This window comes from Falsiroseomonas selenitidurans (assembly GCF_012103215.1).
Taxonomy (GTDB): domain Bacteria; phylum Pseudomonadota; class Alphaproteobacteria; order Acetobacterales; family Acetobacteraceae; genus Falsiroseomonas; species Falsiroseomonas selenitidurans.
In genome coordinates this window covers 1-749 of the sequence record NZ_JAAVNE010000138.1, presented here as the reverse complement: position 1 = coordinate 749, position 749 = coordinate 1, and the positions used below count along the sequence as shown (strand labels likewise).

The 749-nt window shown below is 48.3% G+C and carries 1 protein-coding gene; it reads left to right on the top strand.

Annotated elements, in window-relative coordinates; translation table 11 throughout:
• Positions 1 to 90: 90 nt before the first annotated feature.
• Positions 91 to 749: class A beta-lactamase (bla, locus tag HEQ75_RS27735; RefSeq protein WP_168035342.1), on the top strand; the 659-nt coding region annotated here is incomplete at its 3' end.

The window sequence follows — 749 nt, the reverse complement described above, 5'->3', positions numbered from 1 at the left end:
CGTGCTTTACGGTATCGCCGCTCCCGATTCGCAGCGCATCGCCTTCTATCGCCTTCTTGACGAGTTCTTCTGAATTGAAAAAGGAAGAGTATGAGTATTCAACATTTCCGTGTCGCCCTTATTCCCTTTTTTGCGGCATTTTGCCTTCCTGTTTTTGCTCACCCAGAAACGCTGGTGAAAGTAAAAGATGCTGAAGATCAGTTGGGTGCACGAGTGGGTTACATCGAACTGGATCTCAACAGCGGTAAGATCCTTGAGAGTTTTCGCCCCGAAGAACGTTTTCCAATGATGAGCACTTTTAAAGTTCTGCTATGTGGCGCGGTATTATCCCGTATTGACGCCGGGCAAGAGCAACTCGGTCGCCGCATACACTATTCTCAGAATGACTTGGTTGAGTACTCACCAGTCACAGAAAAGCATCTTACGGATGGCATGACAGTAAGAGAATTATGCAGTGCTGCCATAACCATGAGTGATAACACTGCGGCCAACTTACTTCTGACAACGATCGGAGGACCGAAGGAGCTAACCGCTTTTTTGCACAACATGGGGGATCATGTAACTCGCCTTGATCGTTGGGAACCGGAGCTGAATGAAGCCATACCAAACGACGAGCGTGACACCACGATGCCTGTAGCAATGGCAACAACGTTGCGCAAACTATTAACTGGCGAACTACTTACTCTAGCTTCCCGGCAACAATTAATAGACTGGATGGAGGCGGATAAAGTTGCAGGACCACTTCTGCG